The organism is Aeromonas sp. R3-1, from assembly GCF_040908345.1.
Taxonomy (GTDB): domain Bacteria; phylum Pseudomonadota; class Gammaproteobacteria; order Enterobacterales; family Aeromonadaceae; genus Aeromonas; species Aeromonas veronii.
In genome coordinates, this window is record NZ_JBFODN010000249.1 from 21633 (window position 1) to 46817 (window position 25185).

At 61.4% G+C, this 25185-nt stretch carries 24 protein-coding genes; 12 read left to right on the forward strand and 12 right to left on the reverse strand.

Translation table 11 applies throughout. From position 1 onward, the window contains the following. The first annotated feature begins 82 nt into the window (after positions 1–82). Positions 83–802 carry an SDR family NAD(P)-dependent oxidoreductase gene (locus AB5Y85_RS17085; protein ID WP_101531139.1) on the forward strand — a complete coding sequence of 240 codons (720 nt, stop codon included), beginning with the start codon at positions 83–85 and terminating at the stop codon, positions 800–802. Here the strand turns inward: AB5Y85_RS17085 and AB5Y85_RS17090 are convergent. Further along, a complete protein-coding gene (locus tag AB5Y85_RS17090; protein ID WP_101531138.1) occupies positions 789–2855 on the reverse strand; it encodes a tRNA(Met) cytidine acetyltransferase TmcA in 2067 nt (688 codons plus the stop codon). The two genes, AB5Y85_RS17085 and AB5Y85_RS17090, sit on opposite strands and share 14 nt — an antisense overlap. Beyond that, complete coding sequence (locus tag AB5Y85_RS17095; RefSeq protein ID WP_101531137.1) at positions 2852–3163, reverse strand: HlyU family transcriptional regulator; 312 nt, start codon at positions 3161–3163, stop codon at positions 2852–2854. Before AB5Y85_RS17095 ends, AB5Y85_RS17090 begins: the two co-directional genes overlap by 4 nt. Before the next feature lie 136 nt (positions 3164–3299). Here AB5Y85_RS17095 and AB5Y85_RS17100 point away from each other — a divergent pair, with 136 nt between their 5' ends. The 3 genes from AB5Y85_RS17100 to AB5Y85_RS17110 all read left to right on the forward strand — a co-directional run bounded on the left by AB5Y85_RS17100 (position 3300) and on the right by AB5Y85_RS17110 (position 4770). Next, complete coding sequence (locus tag AB5Y85_RS17100; RefSeq protein WP_101531136.1) at positions 3300–3506, forward strand: bacterioferritin-associated ferredoxin; 207 nt, start codon at positions 3300–3302, stop codon at positions 3504–3506. A gap of 144 nt (positions 3507–3650) precedes the next feature. Beyond that, positions 3651–4127, forward strand: coding sequence for a bacterioferritin (gene bfr / locus AB5Y85_RS17105; RefSeq protein WP_005354959.1), 477 nt, complete (start codon positions 3651–3653; stop codon positions 4125–4127). A gap of 184 nt (positions 4128–4311) precedes the next feature. Continuing rightward, positions 4312–4770, forward strand: coding sequence for a methylglyoxal synthase (locus AB5Y85_RS17110; protein ID WP_005354960.1), 459 nt, complete (start codon positions 4312–4314; stop codon positions 4768–4770). 89 nt (positions 4771–4859) lie between these two features. On the opposite strand, the gene AB5Y85_RS17115 is transcribed toward AB5Y85_RS17110, so the two are convergent. Both AB5Y85_RS17115 and AB5Y85_RS17120 read right to left on the reverse strand, forming a co-directional pair. Next, entirely contained in the window at positions 4860–6011 is a 1152-nt protein-coding gene (locus tag AB5Y85_RS17115; protein ID WP_257686718.1) for an iron-containing alcohol dehydrogenase, read from the reverse strand. Between the two features lie 143 nt (positions 6012–6154). Next, positions 6155–6610, reverse strand: a complete 456-nt coding sequence (locus AB5Y85_RS17120; protein ID WP_181222615.1) for a hypothetical protein — start codon at positions 6608–6610, stop codon at positions 6155–6157. A gap of 473 nt (positions 6611–7083) precedes the next feature. Between AB5Y85_RS17120 and AB5Y85_RS17125 the strand changes: the two genes are divergently transcribed. Further along, complete coding sequence (locus tag AB5Y85_RS17125) at positions 7084–8556, forward strand: C69 family dipeptidase (RefSeq protein WP_257686717.1); 1473 nt, start codon at positions 7084–7086, stop codon at positions 8554–8556. Between the two features lie 60 nt (positions 8557–8616). Here AB5Y85_RS17125 and AB5Y85_RS17130 read toward each other — a convergent pair whose 3' ends face one another. The 3 genes from AB5Y85_RS17130 to AB5Y85_RS17140 are packed head-to-tail and all read right to left on the reverse strand — an operon-like array spanning position 8617 to position 10218. Continuing rightward, complete coding sequence (locus tag AB5Y85_RS17130) at positions 8617–9363, reverse strand: SDR family oxidoreductase (RefSeq protein ID WP_167574336.1); 747 nt, start codon at positions 9361–9363, stop codon at positions 8617–8619. A 56-nt stretch (positions 9364–9419) separates the two neighbouring features. After that, positions 9420–9665 (reverse strand): DUF3624 domain-containing protein, encoded by a 246-nt coding sequence (locus tag AB5Y85_RS17135; protein WP_257686716.1) that lies wholly within the window; start codon positions 9663–9665, stop codon positions 9420–9422. A 31-nt stretch (positions 9666–9696) separates the two neighbouring features. Next, entirely contained in the window at positions 9697–10218 is a 522-nt protein-coding gene (locus AB5Y85_RS17140) for a GNAT family N-acetyltransferase (RefSeq protein ID WP_167574337.1), read from the reverse strand. A 186-nt stretch (positions 10219–10404) separates the two neighbouring features. Between AB5Y85_RS17140 and AB5Y85_RS17145 the strand changes: the two genes are divergently transcribed. Continuing rightward, positions 10405–11844 carry a RimK family protein gene (locus AB5Y85_RS17145; RefSeq protein ID WP_257686715.1) on the forward strand — a complete coding sequence of 480 codons (1440 nt, stop codon included), beginning with the start codon at positions 10405–10407 and terminating at the stop codon, positions 11842–11844. Positions 11845–11926: 82 nt separating this feature from the next. Here the strand turns inward: AB5Y85_RS17145 and AB5Y85_RS17150 are convergent, their stop codons facing one another. Together AB5Y85_RS17150 and AB5Y85_RS17155 are read right to left on the reverse strand one after the other, a co-directional pair. After that, positions 11927–13555: an alpha-amylase family protein gene (locus AB5Y85_RS17150; protein WP_257686714.1), complete on the reverse strand. Its 1629-nt coding sequence runs from the start codon at positions 13553–13555 to the stop codon at positions 11927–11929. A gap of 109 nt (positions 13556–13664) precedes the next feature. Beyond that, a complete protein-coding gene (locus AB5Y85_RS17155) occupies positions 13665–15632 on the reverse strand; it encodes a TonB-dependent copper receptor (protein ID WP_257686713.1) in 1968 nt (655 codons plus the stop codon). On the opposite strand from AB5Y85_RS17155, the gene AB5Y85_RS17160 reads away from it, so the two are divergent. Continuing rightward, positions 15621–15881, forward strand: a complete 261-nt coding sequence (locus AB5Y85_RS17160) for a hypothetical protein (RefSeq protein ID WP_127006022.1) — start codon at positions 15621–15623, stop codon at positions 15879–15881. The two genes, AB5Y85_RS17155 and AB5Y85_RS17160, sit on opposite strands and share 12 nt — an antisense overlap. On the opposite strand, the gene AB5Y85_RS17165 is transcribed toward AB5Y85_RS17160, so the two are convergent. Continuing rightward, positions 15878–16135: a DUF2442 domain-containing protein gene (locus tag AB5Y85_RS17165; RefSeq protein ID WP_005335997.1), complete on the reverse strand. Its 258-nt coding sequence runs from the start codon at positions 16133–16135 to the stop codon at positions 15878–15880. The genes AB5Y85_RS17160 and AB5Y85_RS17165 overlap by 4 nt on opposite strands. Before the next feature lie 259 nt (positions 16136–16394). Here AB5Y85_RS17165 and AB5Y85_RS17170 point away from each other — a divergent pair, with 259 nt between their 5' ends. Further along, positions 16395–18359 carry an LTA synthase family protein gene (locus tag AB5Y85_RS17170; RefSeq protein ID WP_257686712.1) on the forward strand — a complete coding sequence of 655 codons (1965 nt, stop codon included), beginning with the start codon at positions 16395–16397 and terminating at the stop codon, positions 18357–18359. Between the two features lie 91 nt (positions 18360–18450). On the opposite strand, the gene AB5Y85_RS17175 is transcribed toward AB5Y85_RS17170, so the two are convergent. Further along, the gene (locus tag AB5Y85_RS17175) at positions 18451–18921 is read right to left on the reverse strand and encodes an Lrp/AsnC family transcriptional regulator (protein ID WP_005336001.1); all 471 of its coding nucleotides are present in this window, start codon (positions 18919–18921) and stop codon (positions 18451–18453) included. 143 nt (positions 18922–19064) lie between these two features. Here AB5Y85_RS17175 and AB5Y85_RS17180 point away from each other — a divergent pair, with 143 nt between their 5' ends. Next, the gene (locus AB5Y85_RS17180; RefSeq protein ID WP_040067125.1) at positions 19065–19583 is read left to right on the forward strand and encodes a cyclin-dependent kinase inhibitor 3 family protein; all 519 of its coding nucleotides are present in this window, start codon (positions 19065–19067) and stop codon (positions 19581–19583) included. On the opposite strand, the gene metA is transcribed toward AB5Y85_RS17180, so the two are convergent. Continuing rightward, positions 19584–20531, reverse strand: coding sequence for a homoserine O-succinyltransferase (gene metA, locus AB5Y85_RS17185; protein ID WP_199416194.1), 948 nt, complete (start codon positions 20529–20531; stop codon positions 19584–19586). Between the two features lie 144 nt (positions 20532–20675). Between metA and AB5Y85_RS17190 the strand changes: the two genes are divergently transcribed. The 3 genes from AB5Y85_RS17190 (at position 20676) to AB5Y85_RS17200 (ending at position 25034) form a co-directional block, all read left to right on the forward strand. After that, positions 20676–21914 (forward strand): DUF3391 domain-containing protein, encoded by a 1239-nt coding sequence (locus tag AB5Y85_RS17190; protein WP_005336014.1) that lies wholly within the window; start codon positions 20676–20678, stop codon positions 21912–21914. A gap of 53 nt (positions 21915–21967) precedes the next feature. Next, positions 21968–23116: a CinA family nicotinamide mononucleotide deamidase-related protein gene (locus tag AB5Y85_RS17195; protein WP_257686711.1), complete on the forward strand. Its 1149-nt coding sequence runs from the start codon at positions 21968–21970 to the stop codon at positions 23114–23116. A 250-nt stretch (positions 23117–23366) separates the two neighbouring features. Further along, positions 23367–25034, forward strand: coding sequence for a FapA family protein (locus AB5Y85_RS17200; RefSeq protein ID WP_199416210.1), 1668 nt, complete (start codon positions 23367–23369; stop codon positions 25032–25034). The last annotated feature ends 151 nt before the right edge of the window (positions 25035–25185 follow it).

Below are 25185 nucleotides of genomic sequence, written 5' to 3' on the forward strand. Positions count from 1 at the left end.
GCAGGCTGGCACGATCGTATCTGCTAATCAGGACAACATTGGCAGATGGAGAAATCCATCATGTACTCACAAGGAGCCTGAGATGAGTGAAGGTATCGTCGTGATTGGCGCTTCTGGCGGTATCGGGGCGGCTCTGGTGACACACTGGTTGGCGGCGGGTGTCGGGCCAGTGATTGCCATCAGTCGTCAGCCCGCACCAGCAGGAGCCTCTTCGCCAGCCCTGCACTGGCTATGTTGCGATTACAGCGATGAGCAGATGGCAGCTGCGGTAGCCCGCATCGCTGAGTTGGCACCGAGACCGCATCGGGTGGTGATCTGCAACGGCATCCTGCATCAGGGGGAAATCCAGCCAGAGAAGCGGCTCGAAGCAATCAATCTCGATGCCATGACCCGCCTCTACCAGACCAATGCCTTGCTGCCGCTGCGCTGGATCAGCCAGTTGTTACCGCTGTTTGGCCGCGAGCCTTGCACTCTGGCCGTTCTCAGCGCCCGGGTCGGCAGCATTGGCGACAACCAAGCGGGCGGCTGGTATGGCTATCGTGCATCCAAGGCCGCCCTCAACATGCTGCTCAAGTGTGCCGCCATCGAGCTGGCCCGGCGTGCCCCAGGCGTCAAATTGCTGGCCTTCCATCCCGGCACCGTGGATACCCCACTCTCTCGCCCGTTTCACGCCAATGTACCGCCAGGAAATGTGCAGAGTCCCGAGCAGGTAGCCGGCCATCTGATTAACCTGATGAACCGGCTGCAACCGGATGGCGAACTGAGCTTTCTCGACTGGCAGGGCAAACCTATCGAGTGGTAGAGGAACTCAAGAGACGCGCCAGCAGTGCCCGCAACCTCTTGATCACGGCGGGCTTGCCCGCCAGTTGCAACCTCGCGGCCAGCATTCCCCAGTCGGCATATTGCCAGATGGTGGCAATCAGCAGATAACGCTCGTCAGGAGTCAGTGAAGCCAGCACAGCCAGATGGCGTGCCAGCCATAACTGCAAGCTGGATTGGCTCAGTTCGAACGGCTTGTGATGCAGGGCAAAGCACTCAACCTCATCGCGCTCGAACTCGCCAAGCTCCGGCACGGTGACGGTGCTGCCTTGCAGACATTGCCATACCAGCTCGGGCTCCAATCCTTTCAGCTCGCCCGCCAGCAGGGTCGGCAACTGGCGAATGAAACGCTGCTGCCACTGATCCAACTCGGGCTCATGCTCGGGTTTCAGCGCTTTGAGCAGCAGGGCTGCGTGGCAGCCGCTGGCGGCATCCCGTTGCAGACCAATGCGCAGCACCGTCAGTCCTGCCTTGCGCCAGAAGGGGAGCAGGTCGGCGCTGGCCGAAAAGGCAGAACCGAGGTAATCGATCCCCGCCTGACGATAATGTTCTTCAAGCTTGCCAAGCAGCAGCGAACCCAGTCCGTGCCGGTGCAGCTCGGGGTGGATGGCGATACGCATCACCCGGGCGTAGCTGCTCCCCCCCGCCGTTTTGAAACCGGCGTGGGCCAGCAGCGACTGGGGCAGCAGATGGCCGCGCGGACGGCGGCGACCGGCCCAGATCGCCTCGGCCAGTTCGGGCTCTATCTCCCCTTCCCGCGCCACTAGCGCCACACCCAGCAGGCTCGCATCCTGCTCCAGCAGATGGATGTCGAGATCCGGGCTCTCCAGCAGGGATCTGAGATCGCTCGGCGTAGTCTGGTAGTGAGCCAGCACCAGCAGGCCGAACAGCTGGTTGAGCAACTCCTCGTCGCTCGCCAGCGCCCCCTGACTGACCAGACGCCAGCTCAGGCTGGTCGGCGGCAAGGGAGTTGCCACTTCGGCATTGAGGCCGAGCAGGCGGAAAATCAGCGGCTCCAGCGGATCGCGCTTACTCCAGCGAATGGGCTCAGAGAGGTGGATCTCCTGCCACTCCGGCGTCTGACTATCAAGCACCCGCTTGAAGCGCAGGTGAAAACCGCGCCCCGTCCCTTCGTAACCGTGCTCGGTAGTGGCAAACACGATGCGACTGTGGCGGGCCAGCATGGCCTCAAGCAGCGGGGTCGGAATGGCGGCCGCTTCATCCACCAGCAGCAGATCGGGATTCATCGCCTCGTGCACCAGCCGATCCGGCGAACAGTAGCTCAGCCCGCTCAGCTGTTCAGGCGTGGTATCTAGCCCGCTAGCAGCGTGGGCAAACAGGGTCGCTACCGTTGCCTGCGAGGGGGCCGTCGCCACTATGTTCAGCCCGGGTTGCTGGCGCAGCAGCTCGGCGGCAGCCAGGCCCAGCAGCGCACTCTTGCCACGGCCGCGGTCGGCGCTCAGCACCAGTGGCCGACGACGATGGCCGTGCAACACCTTGTGGATGGCGGGCAGTGCCCGTGCCTGATCACAACTCAACGCACGCTCGAGCCCAATCGGTTGCCACGGCTGCGAGCAAACCGGCGGCTCCAGAGAGAGGGCTGGATCACCTTCCAGCAACCGCACCAGCCGGGCGATAAAGCCGTTGCCGGCCCGACTGGCCTCCTCCGGCTGGGCCACCAGCCGGATCCGGTCAGGATCCTGCCATGCGGGCCACTCTACTCTGGGCGGCGTCAGCAGCAACAGCAAGCCACCAGCGCATAGAGTACCTGCCAGCGCCCCGAAGGCGTCGGGGTGAAAACCGCTGAAGGCGTTGAACACCAGCGTGTCGCACTCCTGACCGAGCAGCTGCAGCGCCTTGGCAGCGGGTTGAGGGGCATAACACTCGGGCCCGGCACCCAGCCAAAAAACGGTCTCACCGAGCAGGGATTGGGCGCGGGCAATGCAGTCGGCCTCCTCCCCCTCCAGCCAGATCAGGCGCCGCTCACCGGCGCGGGCCAGCGCCTCGCGCAGCAGGGTGACCTCTTGCAGTGTCATGAAGCTTGGCTGTCAGCCGATTTGCGGGGCTCGAACATGCGATCTCCCATCTGATCGATAAAGGTGTGGGCCTTCTGCACCATGAAACGCTCGGCATCGGTCGGATTGGCAAACAGATCGGAGCGGATGAAACGGTGGGTTTGCAGCACGCCGTCCAGCTCCTTGGTGATGCGGCCCGCCAGCCGATACTGGCCACCTTCTGCCATGGGCTCCGGATAGATGAGATAGCCGGCATATTCGGTGGGAGTGACTTCCGGCGCCTTGGTCGGCTCGCCCCCGAACAGGGCGCTGAACAGTTTCTTGAGCATGGTGATCTCCTCTGGTTGCCAGCATTGTCCCCAAGGGGTTGCACAGTGGCAAGCAGGGGATCTTATTACCAATGGTTATTTGCACTACGAACCATTCTCATTTAGATTTCATCTCATTCCACAAGAGGTGACCATCATGTACGTCTGTTTGTGCCGCGGCATCACAGATACCCAGATCCGCAAAGCGGTGCAGTCAGGTAAAAGCGAATTCCGCCAGCTCAAGCATTCGCTCGAGGTGGGCGCCCAGTGTGGCAAATGCGTGCGCATGACCATGGAGATCATCGCCGCCGAGCTCGACAAGATGGAGCAGGAGCAACCCGTGCTCTACTACGAAGTGGCCTGATCCGGACACCTCTTTTCTGATGCGACCCGCCAACAGGGTCACCTCTTTTCTCAGGCGAGCTGGCTCGCCAGACCCCTTGTTGTCACTTTTCTGGACTAAGCTCTAACGATCGGAGCCTCAGGCACGAACCAAGGAGCACTGTCGATGAAAGGAGATCCCAAGATCATTGCCCACCTCAACAAGGTGCTGGCCAATGAGCTGATTGCCATCAACCAATACTTCCTGCACGCCCGCATCTACGATGACTGGGGCCTCAAGGCGCTCGGGCACAAGGAGTATCACGAGTCTATCGATGAGATGAAACACGCCGACGAGCTGGTCAAGCGCGTGCTGTTTCTCGAAGGGCTGCCCAATTTGCAGGATCTGGGCAAGCTGCGTATCGGCGAGACCGTCGAAGAGATGCTGCGCTGCGACCTTTCGCTGGAGATGGATGCCATCCCCGACCTCAAGGTAGCCATCGCCTATGCCGAGTCGGTGCAGGACTACATCAGCCGCGACCTGTTCCAGGAGATCCTGGAGGATGAGGAGGAGCATGTGGACTGGCTGGAGACCCAGCTAGACCTTATCGATCGCATCGGGCTGGAGAACTATCAGCAGTCGCAACTGCACCACGGCTCCTGAGCCCGCAGGCCAGCAAGCAAAGAGACCCGCCAGCGCGGGTCTCTTTATTTGGACCGCCATATTTGAGTCGCATGACCCGAAAACTTTTCGACAGGATCACAGTTAATACGCCCGACGCAGCATCTGGCATGGCTTTCGATTAGGATACGGCTCTCTGCCAATAACAATGCTACGGACGATTTCCATGGAACAGATTGCACGCGAGATGGCGCCCCACAAACGGGTGGCACTGGTGGCTCACGACAACATGAAGACCCCTCTGCTGAACTGGGTGATGCGCCGCAAGGAGGAGCTCAAGCTCCACCATCTCTATGCGACCGGCACCACCGGCACCATGCTCGGCAAGCAGGCGCAACTGCCCATCACCTGCCTCTTCTCCGGCCCCATGGGGGGCGACCAGCAGCTCGGCGCCCTGATCGCCGAAGGGAAGATCGATGTGCTGATCTTCTTCTGGGACCCCCTCAATGCGGTGCCGCACGATCCGGACGTGAAGGCGCTGCTCCGCCTCGCGGCAGTCTGGAACATCCCGGTCGCCACCAACGAAGCGACCGCCGACTTCATCATGGACAGCCCCCATATGCGCCAGGCGTTCAGCGTGCAGATCCCGGATTACGCCGGTTATCTGAAGGCACGCACCGAGTGATCGGCTAACCCGTCATGCAAAAGGGCCGCAACAAGCGGCCCTCTTTAATTGGGAAAATGAATCAGCCAGGGACACAAACCGGCGCCGGCTTATAGCGCGCGGGCGAGAATGCGTGCCACCCGATCCGGGTCGATATCCTGCTGCTCACCGAGCGCGGTGCGCCCCACCCGCTTGAGATTGGAGCAGACCGCCGGAATGCAACTTTCGCTGAGGCCATAGTCAGCCAGCCGGGTACCCAATCCCATCTTCTGGAAGAACTGCTCGGTACGGATGATCGCCTCTTCGATGCGCAGGGCCTTGTCCTCGCGGGTCGAATGCCACACCCGTTCGGCAAACTGAGCCAGCTTGTCCTGCTTCTGGCTCGCCCGCTCACGCAGCAGTGAGGGGAGCACCACCGCCAGACTCTGGCCATGATCCAGCCCGTAGAGCGCCGTCAGCTGATGGCCGATAGCGTGAGAGGCCCAATCCTGCGGCACTCCGCAACCGATAAGCCCGTTGAGCGCCAGACTGGCGGCCCACATCAGATTGGCCCGCACCTGATAGTTGGTCGGCTCCACCAGCGCCCTGGGGCCGTTCTCCACCAGCACCTGCAGCAAACCTTCCGCCAGCCGATCCTGTACCTCGCCTCCCACCGGGAAGGTGAGGTACTGCTCGGCGATATGGACGAAGGCATCCACCACTCCGTTACCGGTCTGGCGCGGCGGCAAACTGTAGGTGGTCGCCGGATCGAGCACCGCAAATTGCGGCTGCACCAGCGGGCTTCTGAAGGAGATCTTCACATCCCCGCGGCTCACCACCGAAGTGGGATTGCTCTCGGAGCCGGTGGCTGGCAGGGTCAGCACACAGCCCATCGGCAGCGCCTTGTGCACACTCGCCTGTTTACCGCAGATATCCCAGGGATCATCCCCCTCGTAGCAGGCCGCCGCCGCAACAAACTTGGTGCCATCGACTACCGAGCCGCCACCGACCGCCAGCAGGAAGTCGATGCGCTCGCGTTTCACCTGCGCCACCGCCTCCATCAACAGCTCGAATCTGGGGTTGGCGCCGATGCCGGAGAACTCCTGCCACGTCACCCCCTCCAGCGCCCGGGTCAGCTGCTCATAGACGCCGTTTTGCTTGATACTGCCTCCGCCGTAGAGCACCAGCAGCCGGCTGCCGGGCGGGATCAGTTCGGGCAGGCTGGCGATCTGCCCCTCGCCGAAACAGATGCGGGTCGGATTGGCATATTGGAAGTTGTACACGGCGGACTCCTCGACTGGCTCAATGCGCGGACATTGTGCGCTTGTGGGGAGGTGAGGTCAAAAGAGGTGGCAGAAGCTTGCCCATCGGCGGTCGACACTGGCCCATCTGTGCCGACCGGGCATCTCTCACAACAGTGACGGGATCAGGCGGTTTTGGCCTCATCTTTGGATGAGCTCTTCTTGCCGGTCAGGCGATCCATTGCCTCTTTCAGCATCGCATCTTTCTGCTCGTTGAGCGGCTTGCTCTGCTCCGCACGCTCTTCCGGCGTCAGCTTCTTGTTATCGGCGATGGTCTTGAGCTTCTCTTCGATCTCGTTGAACTTCTTGCGATCGAAACCAAGCGCCTTGTCCACCAGCTGCTGCACCACGCCCCCCTTGTCGGAGCTCATATCCAGCGCCGGTGGCAACTTGTTGTTCTTGGCCAGATGTTCGTAGGTCAGCACCTGCTGGGCCTGACCGGTCATGCGCTGGGTGGAGAGGCTGACCATCTCCTCCCAGCCACCGCCCTGACCGCCGCTACTGGCACTGTTGAGGGTAGCGAGGGCGCGGTTGTTGGATGCGCTCTGGGCAAGCTGCTGGCTGTAGGGTTTGATATCCATGGGGGCTCCAATTCAGTGCGCATCTGCGGCAATGGGCACAGGCTGATCCGGTCACATGGGGCGTCAGGCCCCACCATTATCAATTAAACCAGCAAGTTACAGGCCAACTTGTCAGATAGTGCGAGATCCAGAGATATGGCGGATCTCACCACGTCCCCCACGCAAACTGGCGTCAGAATCATGACTCATCTGCTGCCAGTTCACGCTGTTTTGGCACATTTCGCCGTCCGCGTACCACGACGCCAGAGAAAAGTCAGGAACCGCAGCTCGATCACAAAATAAACAACCACTCGGGAATACAATTTTGGCGCACATCACAACCAGCCAGCCGTGTCATGGATGATCTGTTCGAAAAACCAATAACAGGCAGACCAATCTGCCGTGCTCACTCCGCTGCCAGTTCGGAGTTGCAGCCTCCCCACACCTCATCCCCTCGTCTGACTCTCACTCACCACAACCCTTCGGGTACACCTATGAAAAAACACACCTTGAGTCTTCTCTCCGCCACCCTGCTCACCCTGCTTGGCACCAGTGCCGACGCCTGTACCGGCCTCATCGTCGGCAAGGGAGCCAGCTTGGACGGCAGCGTAATGATCGCCAGAAACGAGGATTTTGGCGTCAACAACTGGAACAAGTACCTCGCCTTCCGGCCCGCGCAGCAAAATGAGGGCAAACTCTGGAAACTGGGCAACGGGCTGGAAGTGCCGATGCCCAAAGCATTTTTCGCCTACTCCGCCATCCACGACTGGGATGCCACAACCAGCGACCCGGCAGGCAAATATTATGAGGAGCGCGGCATCAACGAGTTCAACGTCGCCATCTCGGCCACCACCAGTGCCGAGGTCAACGACAAGGCCCAAAAAGCCGATCCGCTGATCGAGAAGGGAGTGATTGAAGCCATCATCCCGACCCTGATCCTGCCGCAGGCCAAGACGGCCAAAGAGGGGGTCGAGCTGCTCGGCCGCTATGTGGAGCAATATGGTGCCGGTGAGGGCAACAGCCTCTATCTGGCGGATGTGAACGAGGCCTGGCTGATGGAGATTGGCTCCGGCCACCACTGGATCGCGGTGCGGGTGCCGGACGACAGCTACGCCATGGTGGCCAACGGCCTGCGCATCCATGGCGTCAATCTCGACAGCGCCGATGTGCTGCACTCGCCCAAGCTGCTGGAATTTGTACGCGCACACAAACTGCTGGATAACGCCGACCCGAAAGATTTCAACTTCGCCAAAGCGTTCGGGGTGATTGCCGATCCCTACAACGTGGATCGGGAGTGGCTCGGCCAGAACATGCTGACCGCCTCCCACAAACAGGCGACCCGGCAGGCACAATATCCGCTCTTTATGAAGCCGGATGCCCCCATCGCCGTGCCGGACGTGGCCAGACTGCTGAGCGCCACCTATGACGGTACGCCGCTCGCGGGCAAGGCGGAGCGGCCGATCCGCGTCGATCGCCAGCTGGAATCCCACGTCATCCAGCTGCGCAAGGAGATGCCCAAAGAGCTGCAGGGGCTAATCTGGCAGAGCTATGGCGTGCTGGCCGAATCAGTGATGGTGCCGCTCTACAACGCGCTGGAATCCTACCCCCTGCCCTATCGCACCGGTAGCGACAGCTACTCCGATGATTCCGCCTACTGGCAGTTCCGCAGCCTGACCGCGCTGGCCAGCACCGATCCGGACAAGTACCTGCCGCTGCTGCGCGGCGTCTGGAGCAAGGAGAGCAGCAAGCTTTACAAGGAGGTGGCATTGCTCGACCAGAGCCTCAAGCAGACCTATACCAGCGACAAGGCTACCGCCATCGGGCTGGCCGCCGACTACTCCTATGGCCAGTTGGAGCAGACCTATCAGATGGCCAAAACGCTGCGCTACAAGCTGATGACGGATCTCACCAAGCGCAGCGAGAAGAAGTATTCGCCGGAGGAGTTCAAGAAGATCATGAGCCTGTGACCGGCTCGCCAACGCAAAGAGGCTCCCACGGGAGCCTCTTTGTTTCAACCAATGCAGCGATCAGCGACGGCTGATATTGAGCGGGCCGAAGGTCTGCGCCACCGGCATGATCTCGATGCTGTTGATGTTGACGTGGGCCGGTTGCTGGCTCACCCAGAGCACGGTATTGGCGATATCTTCCGGCTGGATCGCCTCCACCCCCTGATAGACGGAGGCCGCCTTGGCATCGTCACCATGGAAGCGCACGTTGGAGAACTCGGTGCCGCCACACAGGCCCGGCTCCACGTTGGTGACGCGGATGGCGGTGCCCGCCAGATCGGCGCGCAGGTTGAGGCTGAACTGCTTCACGAACGCCTTGGTGGCGCCGTAGACGTTGCCGCCCGGATAGGGGTAGGTGCCGGCGATGGAGCCGATGTTGATGACGTGGCCGCGATTGCGCGCCACCATGCCCGGCAGCAGCAATCGGGTGAGCAGGGTCAGACCGCTGATGTTGGTCGCGATCATCTGCTCCCAATCTTCCAGATCCGCCTTGTGGGCCGGCTCCAGCCCCAGCGCCAGACCGGCGTTGTTGACCAGCAGATCCACCTCGTTCCAGGCGGCTGGCAGGCCGGCGATGGCGGCGCGGGTGGCCGCCTTGTCCTGCACGTCGAATGCCAGCGGCAGGAACTGCTCGCCCAGCTCGTCAGCCAGCGCAGCCAGCCGCTCGGCACGGCGACCGGTACCGATCACCTTGTACCCCGCCTGCACCAGCTGGCGGCTGATGGCTTCACCAAAACCGGACGAGGCGCCCGTTACCATTGCAATCATCTGAACCTCCATATCTACACCGATATTGTTATTTATCTGTTTGAATCTATTAAGATTCATTCATCGCTCAATTCACGTCCGGTCGCCTTGCGCCAGACAAATACCACCAGATGGAGCAGCAACAGGCCCGAGCCACCCAGCGCAAACAGCAGGCCGGTGAGGGCGTTGACCGAGGTATCGGCGCCGCACCCCCACCAGACCAGCCAGCCACTCAGACCAATGATGAAGGTCTGGATGGCACAGACCGGGCAGCGCCCCAGCTTGGCCCTGATGGCGGTGGCAAGGCAGTTGTCGCAGCTCATCCTGCTCCTCGATTCTGCTCGTTCAACATGATCAGTTAGCCCGTGAAGAGGGCTTGCGCGCCTGAGTGCGAGCCACTCTGCGCCGCTCACGCTCCTCGTCGCTCACCAGCGGCAGCACCAGTCGGTGGGCGTGCTGGTCGCGGCCATAGTAGTCCGCCAGCCGCTGCTGGGGACGAAATCCCAATCCCTGATAGAGCGCCAGCGCCTCTTCGTTGGCATCCGCCACCTCCAGCCGGATCGCCCCCCAGCCAGCGGCCTTGCCCTCGTGGATCACCTGCTCCAGCAGGCGGCGGGCCCAGCCCAGACGGCGCACCGTCCAGCGGATGGCCAGCGCCTGAATGACCAGCCGATCCCAGCCTCTGTGCTCCAGCAGGCAGAGATAGCCCATCAGCTGATGCTTCTCATCCAGCAGCAACAGGGTGCGCCCCTTGGCGTGGGCCAGCAGATAGTGCCAGCGGCTGCGGCCAAAGGCGACTTCGGGAGGAAAACAGTAGCGTTCCAGATTAACGATGGCGCCCAGATCATCAGTTCGGGCCGCACGTACGGTCAACACGGGGAGTCCTTGTTCGGTTATTTATCCTCAGCACCAAAAATGCGACTTGTATCACAAGTTACCAAGGCGTCATATTAGGCACTGTAACCTCTTGTTTCCCCTCGCGCCATTGTCGTGCTTGTCGGTGCATCGAAGCCCACTGGGGATCCTGCCTGTTCAGGCAGTCTGATCTGTGGAGCCGAAAATATGAGTACCTATGTCATCGTCGAAGAGCTGGGCGACTGGCCTTGCCATGCCGATTATCTGCTGACCGCCCGCACCTATCTGCAACATGGCGTGCCGACCACCGGCGGCAGACCCCGCATCATCAACCTCTGCCGCAATCTGGAGCACCTGAGCGCAGGCTACTACTGCTCGCTGCTGGCCCAGGCCCGCGGCCACCACTGCCTGCCTGGTCTGCAAGCCATCAGCCGACTGCAACCCCAGCAGCCACCGGCCAAGCTGTGGCGCAAGGCACAAGGGTGGCTGGCCCAGCAGAGCGAGGATCGAATTAGAGTGCGCGCCATCTTCGGCCAGTGTGAACAGAGCGAGCTGGCGGGGCTGGCCCGCTACTACTATGGCCTCAGCCAGTTGCCGCTGCAGGAGCTGACCCTCAAGCGCGGCCGCCACGGCTGGTCCGTGCGCCAGCAGCAGAGCCTGTCGCAGCTGGAGCTGAGCCCAAGCGAGAAAGAGTTGATGCTGCACCACGCCCAAGCGCTGGTGGGCACCGGTGATGAGGAGCAAGCGGCGCCGCTCTACCAGCTCGCCATTCTGGTCGACCCCGATGATGGCCGTGCCAGCAGTGACGGGCTGGCGCTGGAGCGCTTTATCCGGGCTGCCGCCGCCCAGGGCATCCGGGCCGAGATCCTGCCACCGTCAGCCATCGAGCGGCTGCCGGAGTTCGACACCCTCTGGCTGCGTGCCGAAACCGCAGTCGGCCACTACACCTTCGAATTTGCCCACCGTGCCGAACAGCTCAAGATGCCGGTGATCGACAGCTCCCGCGCCATCCTCGCCTGCAGCAACAAACTCTATCTCTACGAGCTGATGGTGCGCAGCGGCGTGCCCATGCCGCCCACCATGGTGGTGACCCGCCGCGGCCGCCACCATGTGGATGAGCTGGTGCAGCGGCTCGGCCTGCCGCTGATGGTGAAGGTGCCCGACGGGGCACAGGGGCGCGATCTCGCCATGGCCAGCGACGAGCAGCAGCTGGCCCGGCTGCTGGACGAGGGGCTGGGCCGCTCCGCCCTGCTGCTGGTGCAGAGCCGGATCCCCGCCGAGTTTGACTGGCGCATCGGCTTTCTCGACGGCTCGCCGCTGTTCGCCTGCCGCCGCTACCGGCCCGAACCCGGCAACCGCATTCGCCGCCGCAAGCACCCCCTCGACATGAGCCGCATCGAGGCGCTGCCGCTCAACGAGGTGCCGGAGCGGGTACTGCAGACCGCCCGCCGCGCAGTGCATCAGCTCGGCAATGGCCTCTACGGGCTCGATTTGCGCCAGCAAGGGCGCGACTGCGTGCTGCTGGAGATCGTCGATAACCCCTGGATCCGCGGCGATATCGAAGACAAGGAGGCGCAGGATCTCTACGAGCGACTGGCCCGCGCCTTCCGCCAGCGGCTGGAAAACCGGGGCCAGAGCACCGTATAAACACCATAACTTTGTCACCCACAATGACAGAGAGGGCCCCGCGAAGGGGCCCTCTCTCATATCAAAGCGTGCTGTGTCTGACTTATTGCAGACGCAGGAAACGCCCGCTCAAAGGCGGTATCTCCACCGTCACGCTGCTACCGCCGATGGCCAGACTCTCGCCGCTTTGCAGATCCACCAGCGCGCTACCGCTGCGCAGCTTGCCCGCCGGCAGGTTGTAGCTGAGCGCCGTGGTGGAGAGGTTGAGCAGGTAGACTATCTGTTCGCCTGCCGTCTGCTTGATGTCACCATAGAGACTGCCCTCGGCCACCAGTTTGACTCGCTCTCCCTGATAGAGAGCGGGATGCGCGGCACGCATCGCCAGCAGCTGGGCGAGCCACTCTTTCAGCTCGACCTGTTCGCTACCCGGCACAAAACCGGTGACAGCGGGCACCTTGCCATCGCTGCGGGCCACATGGTCGTCGCACAAGCCCTGCGCTGCGCAGTCACCACCAACCTTGGCGGCAAAGCCCGGCACCTCGTCGCCAAACTCCTCGCCATAGTAGAAGGTGATGGGGCCGGAGCGAGCCGCCATAAAGCTGAAGGCCGCCTTGTGGCGCTGCCAGTACTCGGTCGACTTGAAGTTGCCCCGCTCCAGCAGATCGCCAAAACGCACCAGATCGTGGTTGCCCAGCATCAGGTTCGGCATGGCGTGATTCGGGTAGTTCTCCACCTTGTTCCAGCTGGCATCGAGCACGCTGGCCCCCTGCCCGCCCTTGCCAGACTCCTCCACCGCCAGCGCCTGCACGATGCCGTAGCGCAACGGGAAGTCAAAGGCCGAGGAGAGCGCCGGATTGTCGCTGCTGCCATAAGCCTGAGCGCGAATATCGTCAGCCCCCTTCCACACCTCGCCCACCATGTAGCCGAGGGTGCCCCACTGCTGCCCGGCGGCCTTGCGCGCTGCGCTGGCCTGCTCCACCTCGCTGCGAATGGCGCGCCAATCATCCAGCCCAAGCTGATAGGCCTGATCGAGGCGCCAGCCGTCGATGCCGTACTGCTCGACCCAATAGCGGGCCACCTCCTTGAAGTAGGCGAGGCTCTCCGGCTTGCTGTAATCCACCAGCTGGCCGGGATAACCCGCACCGCCGCTGATTAGGGCTGGCAGACGCCCCTTTGGCGAGGGCTTGCTTACCCCCACCTTGTTGACGTGGCCAAACACCCCGTCGAGGAAGACGTAGAGGCCGCGCTGATGCGCTGCATCCACCAGCTGTTTGAGCTTGGCATTGCTGCCAAAGTTGGGATCCACGGTGAAAAAGTCGCAGGCGAAGTAGCCGGTGGCATCGAGCTTGTTATCACCGCCTTGCCCCGCGCAGGAGTCGAACACCGGGGTGAGCCAGATGGCGTTGACGTTGAGACTCTTGATGTGGTCGAGACTGTCGATGATCCCCTGCAGATCGCCGTTGTGCTGGGAGGGGCCATAGCCGACGCCGTAGTTGGCACTGCCGTCACCATCGGCAAACGACTCCACCATTACCTGATAGATGCGCAGGTTGCAGGCGAGTTGATCGTCGCCATAGCAAGCACGACTGGCCGTGGCGACCGGAGGGTGGGTGACCGGCGGATTGACGACGGGGGGAGAACTCTCCCCACCTGAACTACCGCTGCCGCCGCAAGCCGCAAGTAACAGGGCGGCCCCGAGCAGGCCGCCATAGCGTAACGTTACCTGTTTCATTGTTATGTTCCCGCTGTGAGAGCAGGCGTCTGATACGCCTGTTTTTCACCATGATAGCGATGCTCACACAGCGGTGTCTGTGACTGAAAACGTTATCTGACTCAACTGGTTAGAGCACCCCTGCCGAGGCAAAACGGTAGTTGAGCGAGAGCCAGTAGGAACGGCCCGGCTCGGGGATGCGGCCGCTCTGCTCGTAGCCCAGCCCGGCCTGACTGCTGTGCACCGACTTGGAGAGGTGCTCGTAGTAGAAGGTGTCGAACAGGTTGTCTACCCCGGCCGAGAGTTGCCACCCCTTGGCAAACTGCCAGGCGCCGCTCAGGTTCATGGTGAAGAAGCCCGGAGTCTCGCCCTGATCCTGACCCGCAACGGTACCGGACCAGAGATCTACCCGATCCTGCGCCGCCACCGCGCGCCCCAGCAGGGTAAAGCTCAGCGCCTCGTCCGGCTGCCAGCCCAACGCCAACTTGCCATCAAGCGGCGGCATCTGGGCCAGCGGCTTGTTGTCGCTCTGGTTTTCGCCGTAGACCACCGCCAAACCACCATCGAGACGCCACTGCTCGGCAAACTGCCAGCGCCCTTCCAACTCGCCACCCCGGGTCTGGGCATCGATATTGCGCACCTTGTTCGACTTGCTGTTGTAGAGCAGGTAGTCCTTGATGTCGGCGCTAAAGAGGGAGAGGGTCAGATCCAGCTCGCGACTGCGCAGGGCCAAACCAACATCCCACTGGCGACTGCGCTCCGGGTTGAGGGTGAACGGAGTGCTGTCCTTGCTGCGCTCCCAGTAATCCGGCGCCCGCTCTGCCTGCCCCCAGGCCAGATAGCTGGACCAGCGTGGCGACCACTGATATTCGTAGCGGCCAAACCCGCTGTTAAGACTCAGGGTATCGCTGTAGAGGGTCTGTTCACCGGCGCCATAGCGGGTGGTCTCTACCCTATCCTGACGGTAACCGCCCTTGTAGCTGTGAGCCCCCTGCTGACGACCCAGTTCGGCGAAGCCGCCCTGCTGCTCGAAACGCAGGGTGCGCTGGCGATCCTTGGTGGCATAGTCGACCCCACTCCGACTGCGATGCTGATCCCGGTTGCTATCTAGCCCGGCGGTCAGCAGCCAGTCGGCAGGCAGGGCGATATCGTTGGCCCAGCGCCCGCCGGTATTGCGGCGATCCGGGTTGGAGAGCATCTTCATGCCGCTGTTTTGCCGCAGGCTGAAGTTGTCCATGATGTGGTCGATGTAGTTGTCCCACAGGGTCAGCTCGCTGCGCTGCCAGTGAGTGGTGATCTGCTCCTGCTTGAGCTTCAGCCCGAAGGATTCGCGATCAAACATGGGGCCATCCATGGTGCGGTCCGCATAGGCGGCACGGGCATTGCTACGCTCGGCGGTGAGTTCCAGCCAGGTGTGCTCCCCCGGCGTCCAGCCCAGCTGGGCGGTGCCATTCTCGCGGCGATAGAAAGATCGCACCTTGTTACCGTGACCATCGCGGTAATCGTTGCTGTCGGAGTGGGTAAACTGGCCGCGCAGATAACCATCGGTCGAGCCCGCCGTCATATCCACCATCTGATCATCACGGCCAAAGCTGCCATAAAGGGCCGAGGCATCGGCCTTGAGACCCGGCGCGGTGAACTCGGGTCTGTCCCGCTCGAACAGCACGGTTCCCGCCAGGGTGGCACCCTGCTCGAGGGATTGCGGCCCCTTCAGCACCCGGATCCGGTCAAAGGATTGGGGGAACACATAGGCCGTGGGCGGGTCCATCCGGCCGCCACAGCCACCGGCCAGCATGCCGCCATCCATCTGCACGTTGAGGCGTGACATCCCCATCCCCCGCAGCACGGGATCGCCACCGAGCCCCCCTTTGCGCACCATGCTCATCCCGGAGACATTCTTCAGATAACCGGCGCCGTCGGCAGCGGGCATGGGGGAACCGGGCTTCTTGGGATCCAGCGTCACTTCAAGTGTGCTGGCCGGGCGAGTTGCCACCACCACCATGGGATCCAGCTGTTGCACCGGTTCCTGACCGGCAGCGCCGTGACAGGCGAGCCCACCAACCAGCAGGGCAAGGGGTGTGCGCATATGACAAGCCATACATTTTCCTTATGTATTTGTTTGTTTTGTTATTTTCATTCAACCAACCAAACCTTTCAGCAAGGGAAAGGTTTGCCATCAGGCCGCAAAAAAGGCCTGCGGCGCGAAAGCGGCAAGCCTCTGTCAGGTGAAGCGAAGGCAAGTTGGCAAAATGTTGCGCAGGTTTTACCCAAGTTGGCTCAGAAAGGCAAACGGGCAAACATTCCAGCAACAGGAATCTGGCGTTGGCTCACAAAAAATGGGGATTAGCTGAAGGCTTCCCGCTCATCGATGGGAGAGATGAGGTGATAGACCTCATGGGCGGATAGCGTGCAGCCAACAGGCCACTCCAGCTGGTGGTGACGGTTGATGAAGACCCGAGCGCAATGACGCTCGCTCTCCAGCTTTGCAAACAGCGGCTGGGTTCGCCAGGGGGTCAGATCCAGCACCCCCGTGGTGCCATCCGATAACACCAGAAACAGGCGCCATCCCCGCACATACTCGACATCGATAAAGACCGGCATCCCTTCGGCTCCGATTGAGATAATTCGCGGCAATTATAAACACCAGCTCCCCATCCATACACGCTGTGGCTCACATTTTACCCAGCAGATTATGCTGTGCTCATTAGTGGCGTGACATCACACTTCTGGATGATAAATGTGTTAATGCCGACTTTTAACAAACTTGAATGCAACCTTAACCAATTCGATCTGTCATAACCTCACAACAACTAAAAAAACGTCTGTGGACAGACGTTTAGAGTCTCATTCAGGAACAAACATGACAAATCTAAAACAGCGACTCGGCCCGTTCTGGCCCTTCGCCGTCTTCTGCGCGCTCGCGCTTTTTTCTCTCTCTTTCAGCCGAATCGCCCTCTGTCTCTGGCAACTGGAACGGGTGGATGCCGTGGCCGGTTGGCAGGAGATGCTGCTGCAAGGGATCCGGGTCGACTTTGCGACCCTCTGCTGGGTCTGGGGTGTCCCCGCCATGCTCACTCTGCTGCTGGCAGGCCCCCATGCCATCGGCCGGGGCTGGCTGCAACTGATGCGCGTCTGGCTGACAGTCGGACTCTGGCTGATGCTGTTCCTCGAGATCTCCACCCCCTCGTTCGTCACCGAATATGGCGTGCGTCCCAACCGTCTCTATGTGGAGTACCTCATCTATCCGAAAGAGGTGTTCGCCATGCTGTGGGCAGGCCGCAAAGCCGAGCTGCTGCTGGCGTTACTCTTCAGTGGCGCCGTGCTGACCGGCGGTTGGTGGCTGAGCGGCCGTCTGGTACGTGGCCTCAGCTTCCCCCGCTGGTATCTGCGTCCGGCCTTCGCCCTGCTCATTCTGGCCATAGGTTTTCTCGGTGCCCGCTCCAGTCTCGGCCACCGCGCCCTGAACCCGGCCATGGTCGCCTTTGCCGAGGATCCGCTGGTCAACTCGCTCACCGTCAACTCCGCCTACTCCCTCTTCTTTGCCATCAAACAGATGGGTGCCGAGGAGGATGCCGGCCAGTTTTACGGTGAGATGACCCCTCAGAAGGTGCTCGAGGTCATGCGTAAGGAGAGTGGCCGTCCGGCCAGTGATTTCAACTCCGATCTGCTGCCCAGCCAGACCTTCAACCAGGCGAGCTTCCAGGGTAAACCGAAGAATCTGGTGATCCTGCTGCAGGAGAGCCTGGGCGCCCAGTTTGTCGGCTCCCTCGGCGGCCTGCCGCTTACCCCCAACATCGACGCCCTGTCGCAGCAGGGCTGGGCCTTCGAGCAGCTCTACGCCACCGGCACCCGCTCGGTGCGCGGTATCGAGGCAGTACTGACCGGCTTCACGCCGACCCCGGCACAGTCGGTGGTAAAACTCGGCAAGAGCCAGACCAACTTCTTCACCATCGCGGACCTGCTCAAACAGCGGGGTTACGACACCAGCTTTATTTACGGCGGCGAGAGTCACTTCGACAACATGCGCAGCTTTTTCCTCGGCAACGGCTTCACCACCATCGTCGAGCAGAAGGATTTCGACAATCCGGTGTTCAAGGGCTCCTGGGGCGCCTCCGATGAGGATCTGATGGCCAAGGCCGACGAGACCTTCAAGGCGCTGCACAAAGAGGGCAAACCCTTCTTCAGTCTGGTGTTCAGCTCCAGCAACCACGATCCGTTCGAATTCCCGGACAACCGCATCGAACTCTTCGAGCAACCCAAACAGACCCGCAACAACGCGGCCAAGTATGCGGATTACGCCATCGGCGAATTCTTCAAGAGGGCGAAACAGTCCGAATACTGGAAGGACACCCTGTTCCTGGTCATCGCCGATCACGACAGCCGGGTCGGTGGCGCCAGTCTGGTACCCATCCCCCGCTTCCATATTCCGGGGGTTATCGTGGGCGACGGCATTGCGCCGAGGAAGGATCCGCGCGTCGTCAGCCAGATCGACATGGCGCCGACCCTGCTCTCACTGATGGGGATCAGTGCCGACTACCCCATGCTCGGCAAGGATCTGACCCGCATGCCCGCCGACTGGCCGGGGCGCGCCATCATGCAGTACGACAAGAACTTCGCCCTGATGCGCGGCAAGGATGTGGTGATACTGCAACCGGAGCGCGCGGCAGAAGGCTATGTCTACGATGGTGCCAGCGAGAAGCTGACCCTGGCGGCGCAGCCGGACGCCTTGAAGGAAGATGCGCTTGGTCTTGCCCTGTGGGGCAGCATGGCCTATCAAAAGAGTCTCTATCAGACGGCCAAGGATGAACGCACCGCCGCCAATTGAGCCAACTGTGCTGATTCAGCCGATAGCAGAATGGAAAAAACCGCCAGCAGGCGGTTTTTTCCATCTATCCATACCGTCGGCCTACAGGCCGTTATGGCTGGGGAAAGCAGGGCAGGGAGCGGCTGAACTTGTGCTCGAATACCAGCGAGGTTTCGAGGTGCACCACCTCTTCGCGGGAGGTGAAGTGATCGAAGACGAAGTTGCGCAGGTGCTCGGTGTCGGAGACACACAGGTGCACCAGAAAATCATCCTTGCCGCCCATGTGGAACAGGCTGATCACTTCGGGCAGCGCCAGAATGGCATCGCGGAAGGCATCGATGATCTGGCGGCTATGGCGGGCCAGCTGCAGGGAGACCATGGCCTGAATGTGACCACCGAGGGCCTGATAATCCACTTCGCAGTGCGCCCCCTTGAGCACGCCATCCTGCTGCAACTTGCGCACCCGCTCCAGACAGGTGGAGGGGGCAACGCCCACCAGCGCGGCCAGATCCTTGTTGGTCATGCCCGCATCCCGAAACAGATGGGCCAGGATATCCAAATCCAGTTGATCCAGGTTTCTCATCTTAACTCCTTGAACCGCTCAATTTTTTAGACTCTGCCCGTAAACCGGGGCAAACACAACGGCCATTGACATCCCCCCTGCCCCGCCTATCCTTGGCGCCATTCACCGGCCGCAGCCCTGCGGCCACCACGCGAGGATCCGCCATGCACCCGTATCACCCCTTCTGGAGCCTTGAGGTTCCCCGTGTCGACGGTCAGCTGCTGCTGACCCCCTGCCCCGGCACCCAGCAGGTGCCGCTGACCCTGGCGCTCGATCAACTGCGGTTGGCCGGTGCCCACGGGGTGGTGACCCTGATGACAAGCGCCGAGTTGATCCGACTCGAACTGGCGCAGCTCGGCCAGCAGGTCGAACACGAAGGGATGCGCTGGTTCCATCTGCCCATCGAGGATGACCTGGCCCCCGACACCGACTTCGAGGCGGCCTGGCAACAGGCGCTGCCACAGCTGCGCGAGCTGCTGGGGGATGGCAAACATCTGGTCATCCACTGCAAAGGGGGCAGCGGTCGTACCGGTCTGGTCGCCGCCGCGCTGCTGATGACCCTCGGCCAGCCACAGCAAGAGGCGATGGCCGCCATCAAGGCCCACAGACCCAAGGCGTTTACCCTGGCCTGCCACCGCCAATGGCTCGACCAGCTGGCCGAGCGGCTGGCGCAGGGCGACTGACTACTTGCCTCCCTGGTCGTAGGTAAAGACCTTGCCGATATCTTCCACCCGATAGCTGGTGAGCTGATAAACGTAGTAGTTGAGCCAGTTGGCAAACAGCAGATGACCGTGGCTGCGCCAGCTGGCGCGCGGGGTCTTGCCCGGATCGTTATTCGGGTAGTAGTTGACCGGAATGGCCGGTTCGATCCCTGCCGCCAGATCCCGCTGATACTCCCCGTCCAGCGTCAAAGCATCGTACTCCGGGTGCCCGGTGACAAACACCTGACGACAATCCTTGGTCGCCGCCAGATAGACTCCCGCCTCTTCTGACTCGGCAAAAATCTGCAAGTCGGTCTGGGCACGGATCAGATCGCCATCAAACGCCGCGTAACGGGAGTGCGGGGCGACGAACTCATCATCGAAACCGCGCAGCAACGGCTCGTGCTCATCGAGGCGATGGTGGCGGTAAACCCCGGAGAGCTTCTCGCCGTGGGTCTGTTTCTCCATGCCATACAAGGCTTTCAGCGCCGCCTGCACCGCCCAGCAGAGGAACAGGGTGGAGGTGACATGCTGATGGGACCACTCGATGATCTCGACGATGCGCGGCCAGTAGACCACCTCTTCGAACTCCACCAGCCCGAGCGGCGCCCCTGTGATGATCATGCCGTCGTAGTTGTTGCCACGCACCTGCTCGAAATCGTGATAGAAGTTCTCCAGATGGGCCTGCGGCGTGTTCTTTGACTCCCTGTCATCGATGCGCAGCAGATCCACATCCACCTGCAGCGGCGAGTTGGAGAGCATCCGCATCAGCTGGATCTCGGTCTCAATCTTCTTTGGCATCAGGTTGAGGATGAGCACCCGCAGCGGACGGATGTTCTGGGTGACGGCCCGGGATTCCGTCATCACGAAGATGTTCTCCTGCCCCAGCACTTCGGCGGCGGGTAACTGATCCGGGATCTTGATCGGCATGCTTACTCCCTGTACTGCATCAGTAAATATGTCTGGACATCCAGAAGCCTATAATAAAGCTCCTGCCCTGTCATCAGATACCTTTTGTATTCACCCCCGCCTTTGACTAGCATACGGCTCAGTGTGTCTCCTGCTTCCAAGATAATGACCGGTATCAAGATTTCCGTAGATCGACTGCAAGTCGGCAACTATGTATCCCTGCCACTGGGGTGGCGCGAACACCCGTTCCTGTTTTCCAGCTTCAAGATCAAAAGTGAAGAAGAGATCGAGCTGATCCGCCGTCTCGGCCTGAAACTGGTCACCATCATTCCCGACAAGAGCGACGTTCCGCCCAAGCCCCTCAATCAGGTACAGCCTCAGCAACAAGAGAGCGCAGACGCAGCCCAGCGCCAGGCCCAGATGCAGCAGGAGAAGGATCGCCGTATCGAGCAGTTGCAACTCTATCGCCGCAACCTGCAGCAGTGCGAGAAGCAGTTCCAGCAGTCGCTGGCGCAGGTGCGCAGCGTGATGAGCAAGATCCAGTCCCGCCCCCTCAATGCCATCGGCGAGGCGCAGGAGCTGGTCAACGCCATGACAGAACAGCTGCTCTCGGTGGACGAGATGGTGCTCCATCTGGTCTCCGACAGCGAGGATGGCAACAACCTCTACTTCCACTCCCTCAATGTGAGCGTGCTCAGCATGCTGCTGGCCAAGGAGTGCTGCATGACGGCCGACGAGATCCGTCAAGTCGGCATGGGGGCGCTGTTCCACGATATCGGCAAGCTGAAGATCCCGAGCCAGATCCTGCGCAAGACCGAGCCGCTAACCAAGCCGGAGCAGAACCTGATGGCCCAGCACCCGCGCTACGGGCTGGATCTGCTCAATCTGGCCAAGGATTTCCCGGCCGAGGCGAAGGGGATCGTGCTCCATCACCACGAATATCTCGATGGCAGCGGGCCGGAAGGGCTCAAGGGTGGCCAGCTCGATCCGCTGACCCAGATGGTGTCACTGATCAACGAGTACGATAACCTCTGCCACATGCAGGCCAAGGTGCCCTACTCGGCCCTGAGTGGCCTCTACAAGCAGCGCAAGGCGCAGTTCAATCCGGAGTACCTCAGCATGCTGATCCGGTTGATGGGGATCTATCCCCCCGGCAGCGTGGTACAACTCTCCAATGGTCAGGTGGGGCTGGTAATGTCGGTCAACGCTTCCCGCCTGCTCTACCCCTCGGTGCTGGTCTACGATCCGCGCATTCCCCGTCAGGAAGCCGCCATCATCGACCTGCAGCAAGCCGAACTGTCGATCGCCAAGGTGATCCACCCCAAACGGCTGCCGCCCGCCGTGTTCGAGTACCTCAATCCGCGTACCCGGATCAGCTACTACTTCGAGCACAACAAAGCCTGATTGTGTTGGCCCGAGGCCAACCGTTGCCACCCGTTTAATCCAAGGAGCCTGCCATGCGTATCGAGATCATCAGTACCGGAGACGAAATAGTGACGGGTCTGGTGGTGGATACCAACGCGGCCTGGCTCAGCGCTCTGCTGCTGGATCAGGGCTGGCAGGTGCGCCGTCGTCTGACGGTGGGGGACAACCTCGCCGACCTGAAAACGGTGCTGCAAGAGAGTGCCAGCCGCGCCGAGGTGGTGCTGGTGTGTGGCGGGCTCGGGCCCACTGCCGACGACCTGACAGCTCAGGCGGCAGCTGAAACCTTTGACCAACCGCTCACCCTCTTCCCCGACTGGCTCGCTACCATCGAAACGCGCTACGCCAGCCGTGGCCGCCCCATGGCACAAAGCAATGCCAAACAGGCATGGCTGCCACAGTGGTGCGAGATCCTCGACAACCCGGTCGGCACCGCCTGCGGCTTTGTGGTGCGAAGTGGCCAGAGCCAGCTCTTCTTCACCCCGGGCGTGCCGTTCGAGTTCAAACAGATGGTGCGCGAGCAAATTCTGCCGCGCCTCAAACAGCTGGCCGGTGCGCAGATCGATACCGAGCTGCGTCGCTTTTACACCTTCGGTGTCTCGGAGTCGGCGCTCAGCGATATGCTGGATGCCGAACCCTGGCCAGCCAGCATCGAGCTGGGTTACCGCTCCTCCATGCCTCTTATCGAGCTGAAACTGATCGGCCACGGCGCCAGTACCGCTGACATGGAGAGTGCAGAGCGCCGACTGCTGGATACGATCCACCCCTGGCTGGTTGGCAGCGGAGATACGGAACCGGCGCAGCAGATCCTGGCGTTGCTGCAAGGCAAACCGCTGGCTCTACTGGAGGGAGAGAGTGGCGGCGCCCTGCTGGCGCTTTGTCACGGCCATCCCCGGCTGGAGGCCAACTTCAGCACGCAACTGGCCGATGAGCTGGCACAACTGCCTACAGCCGATGCGGGCCTGCAACTGACCATAGGTCGCGAGGGCACTGAGGGTGTACCACTGCTGCTCTGTGCCGATGGCATGCACATCGGTCAGACGGTCAAGGTCAGCCACCCCGACCCGGAGAGCCGCCGCAAGATCCTCGCCTTTGCCGCCCTCGACATGTTGCGCCGCCATATGCTGGGTGAGCCGGTACTCGGCGATTACCTCACCCTGGCCAGAACAGCCCAGCGCAGCTGATAACTACCGCCCCTGCCAGCGACCCTATGTTGCTGGCGCTGCGATCCGCCTTTTCACGCCATTGCCAAACAGCACCCATATTTATCCGGCCGCCATCACCGATTTGACTTCAATTCATTGACCATTCAGAGGAAATATCTGAATACTGCCCACTCTCAGGGTTGGTGACTCGCTTTATTAATCATTGAGAGATTAAATGACAGTAAAGGAGCGAGCCGATCGCTCCGTTCTCATCCAGCAAGGAGATGCGGTGTTAAGCAAAGAGTGGTTGCTGCTATCAAGCGATATGGAACTGGTCTGCCTGCGGATTGCCGCCGGTCTCACCAAACCTGTCACGGAACAGGATGTGCAGGCTCTGCTGCTCGCTTCCAACTGTCGCCGCTATCAGCCGCTGCCCGAGGGGATCAAACAGGCCATCAGCCTGCTCAATACCCTGCTCACCAACCCTGCCGCCCCCGTCCCTGCCAACCCCATCCCCATCGGCAAGCGCCAGGATGCCCGACTCGCCGTAATAGTGGAGAAGGATCGCATGAGCGCCATCGCCCAGATCACTGCCGACTGGGGGGGCAAGTATGTGACGCTGGAACAGCTGAAAGAGGCGATCGCCATCAGCGAAATCAAAAAGGGGGTGAGTGAGCAACTGCTCACCGCTGCCATCCAGTCAGCCAAGGAGGCCGCCCCCGGCAGTCAGCTCAAGCTGGTGATTGCCAACGGCCAGCCAGCCGTCAATGGTCAGGACACTCGCTATGAGCGGCTGGTGGAGACCCCGGCCGAACGGATCCTCAAACCGCAGGAGCTGGGGCATGGCAAGGTCGACCTGCGGGATCTCGGCTCCATCGTCACCGTCAAGGCCGGCGCTCCGCTGATGCGCCGCCATCCGGCCACCGTCGGGGTGCCCGGTTTTACCGTGACCGGTCAGGATCTGCCCGCCAAAGATGGCAAAGACAGCCCGATGAGTGCTGGCGAGGGCACCTTCATCTCCCCCGACGATCCCGACCTGCTGATTGCCGGTCGGGCTGGCCTGCCCTGTCAGGAGAAAGCGGGCATGAAAGTGGACGAGGTGCTCAGCGTCAAACAGGTGGATGCCCGCCACGGTCACATTGATTTTGAAGGGGGCTTAATCGTCAGCGGCGACGTCAACCCGGGTATGAAGATCCGGGTCAGCGGTGACATCGTGATTGGCGGCTTTATCGAAGGGGGCTGGATCGAGGCAGGGGGCAGCATCACGGTACGCCACGGCATCATTGGCCGCCGCAACGAGCAGGGGGAATACCTTTGCCAGCTCAATGCGCAAGGGGAGATCCACGCCAGCTACGCCCAGTATGCCCAGCTGGAAGCGGGGGGGGATATCCAGATCCAGAGCCAGCTCAGCCACTGCTACTCCCGCAGCGGACAAGATATCAAGGTGGGCGATAGCAACATGCGCAAAGGCACACTGCTGGGGGGCACCAGCATTGCCAATCGCCTGATCATGGCCCCCAGCCTGGGGGCCGAGGCCGCCAACCATACCCGGCTGCAGATCCTCGGCGGCTACTTCACCCACAAGGAGCAGGAACACCAGCTCAAGCTGCGCCAGCAGACGTGTCAGGCCCAGCTGGAGAAAATCAAGGAGCTGGTCATGAAGTTGCTGCAACTGCCCGGCGACAAGCGCAATCCGGATACCCTGCGCAAGCTCAAACCGATCCGGAACCATCAGCTGGCCGAACTGGCCCAGCTCGATGAGCAGCTCACCGCCAACCAGGAAGAGCTGCGAAACTTGATGGCTCAGATGGAGGTCATTGCCACCCAGCACCTCTACTCCGGCATCGAGGTCGAGATGGCCAGCTTCAAACGCAAAGTTACCATCACCCGAGGCCCTACCCGTCTGACCATCCATGATGAAACCCTGGAGATGACCCCTTACGAGGGACACAAATAGCTCAACCGGCACGGCCCCATCGCTGAACCGGCCGTGATCCCGCCGCCGATTTTCGCTACACTCGCCACTTCCTTGGCCCCACCGGGCGGGCCACCCAGACTCAGGTAGTGAGAGATGTACAAGCTGATCGCATTGGATATGGATGGCACCC